Origin of the sequence: Streptomyces sp. SID14436 (genome assembly GCF_010548465.1) — a bacterium.
In the GTDB taxonomy this organism is placed as follows: Bacteria; Actinomycetota; Actinomycetes; order Streptomycetales; family Streptomycetaceae; genus Streptomyces.
The window spans coordinates 1-2,207 of sequence record NZ_JAAGMD010000813.1 but is presented as its reverse complement, the minus strand read 5'-3'; the positions used below and the strand labels follow the sequence as shown (position 1 = coordinate 2,207).

Below are 2,207 nucleotides of genomic sequence, written 5' to 3'. Positions count from 1 at the left end.
TGCCCCGCCGCCCGCAGTTCGCGCACCGCCGCCCGGATCGACGGGCGGCGGTCGGCGTCCGCGCGCCAGACGACGTACACGTGCCGCCGGACCCGCTGGCGCAGCGGGACGGTGACGACGCCGTCGGGCAGCGGATCGCGGCCGAGGAGCGGGGCGATGCACACGCCGAGACCGGCCGCGACCAGGGCGAGCTGGGTGTGGCTCTCCGCCGCGCGGTGGCCGACGATCGGCTCGATGCCCCGGGAGCGCAGGGTGAACATCAGCCACTCGTGGCAGAACTCGCCCTCGCCCCAGGTGATCCACTCGTCGTCGGCGAGCTCCCCGAGGTCCACCTCTCCCCGGCCGGCCAGCCGGTGCCCGGCGGGCAGGGCGACATCGGCGGCGTCGTCGAGGACGGGCGCCTTCACCAGGCCGTCCGGCAGCGGCATCGGCTTGTTGTACCAGTCGAGCACCACCGCCAGGTCCAGGTCGCCGCGGACCACTCCGGAGATGCCCTTCTCGGGCTCCAGCTCGCGGGAGCGCACGCGCAGTGCGGGGTGCTGCTCCCGCAGGGCGGCCAGCGCGGTGGGGAACAGGCCCCGCGCCGCGGTGGGGAACGCGGACACCCGCAGCTCGCCGGCGACCTGACCGCGCTGCGCCTCCAGATCGGCCTGGGCGAGTTCGACCTGGGAGAGGATGCGCGCGGCGTGCTCGGCGAGCAGCCGGCCGGCGTCGGTGAGGCGCACCCCGCGGCCGTTCTTGGCGAGGAGCCGCTGCCCGGCCTCGCGCTCCAGCTTGGCCAGCTGCTGCGAGACGGCGGAGGTGGTGATGTGCAGTCCCGCCGCGGCGCCGCTGACCGAGCCGTGCCGGGCGAGGGCGTCGAGGGTGCGCAGGCGCTCCAGGTTCAACATGTAAGCGATGCTACGAGATACCGCGTGCGAATTCTCGATTGTGCTACGAGATAGCGCTCCCGCATTGTTGCGTGCATGAGCAGCAGCACCCCGACCACCACCGCGGTCCCCGCCCCCCGGTCGCCCGGCCGGCCCCGCCGTCGGCTCGACTGGCGGCTCCGGTTCGGCGCGCTGTCCCTGATCTGGGGATTCAGTTTCCTCCTCATCAAGGTCGGCACCGAGGGCTACGCCCCCTTCCAGGTCACACTCGGCCGGCTCGCCTTCGGGACGGCCGTGCTGGCAGCGGCGATGGCGATGCGGCGCGAGGGCCTGCCGCGGGGTCTGCGCACCTGGGGTCACCTGGCGGTGGCCGGTTTCCTGCTCAACGCCCTGCCGTTCTCCCTGTTCGCGTTCGCCGAACTGACCATCCCGTCCACACTGGCGGGCATCTGCAACGCGACCTCGCCGCTGTGGGGCATGGCCCTGTCGCTCGTCGCCCTCTCCGAGGACCGGCCGTCCCGGGTGCGGCTGGCGGGGCTCGCGGTGGGCTTCGTGGGCGTGCTGACGGTGCTGGGCGCCTGGCAGGGGTTCGAGGGCCTGGACGTGCGGGGGACGTCCATGGCGCTGCTGGCCTCGCTGAGCTATCCGGTCGGCTGGATCTACGTCCGGCGCACCCTGGCCGGCAACCCCCACTCCCACCTGTCGCTGACGGGCGGACAGCTCCTCCTGGCCACTGTGCAACTCGCCGTCGTGACGCCGCTGTTCACGTCCGCGCCGGACGACTTCGCAGTCGTGCCGCTGCTGGCGGTCGCCGCGCTGGGCACTCTGGGCACCGGCCTCGCGATGCTCGTCCAGTACGGCCTGGTCGCCGAGGTCGGCCCGACGACCGGCCAGATGGTGACGTACTTCATCCCGGTCATCGCGGCGGCGGCCGGCATCACCATCCTCGGCGAGCGGCTGACCTGGTCGGTACCGGTGGGCGCGGTGATCGTCCTGGCGGGCGCGGCACTCACCCAGGTGAGGCCGCGCCGGCCCCGGTAGGCACCCTGCCGGGGCCCGGGGCCCGGACGCGCTAGACGTACGTCCGGGCCGCCCCCGCGGGCGGTTCGAGCGCCGTCGCGACGGCCTGCGCGACCGGTTCGGCCTCGTCGGCGGTGAGGGTGGAGACGGTGATGCGGATGCCCGGCGGCGCGTCGGACCGGAAGCGGGCACCGGGCGCCACCGCCCAGCCCGCGTGCAGCAGACGGGCCACCGCGCCGGTCTCGTCGGGCACGGGCACCCACACGTTCATCCCGCTGCGCCCGTGGGCCTCGATCCCGCGCCGGGCCAGCGCCCCGA

At 74.4% G+C, this 2,207-nt stretch carries 2 protein-coding genes and 1 pseudogene; 1 reads left to right on the top strand and 2 read right to left on the bottom strand.

The features are described 5' to 3' along the window. On the bottom strand, positions 1 to 890 hold an 890-nt coding region (locus tag G3I53_RS29845), incomplete at its 3' end, for a LysR family transcriptional regulator (protein ID WP_164438960.1). Between the two features lie 75 nt (positions 891 to 965). On the opposite strand from G3I53_RS29845, the gene G3I53_RS29840 reads away from it, so the two are divergent. Further along, positions 966 to 1,910 (top strand): DMT family transporter, encoded by a 945-nt coding sequence (locus G3I53_RS29840; RefSeq protein ID WP_164333248.1) that lies wholly within the window; start codon positions 966 to 968, stop codon positions 1,908 to 1,910. A 31-nt stretch (positions 1,911 to 1,941) separates the two neighbouring features. Here the strand turns inward: G3I53_RS29840 and G3I53_RS29835 are convergent. Then, positions 1,942 to 2,207 (bottom strand): annotated as a pseudogene (locus G3I53_RS29835) (GntR family transcriptional regulator); the annotation flags it as partial.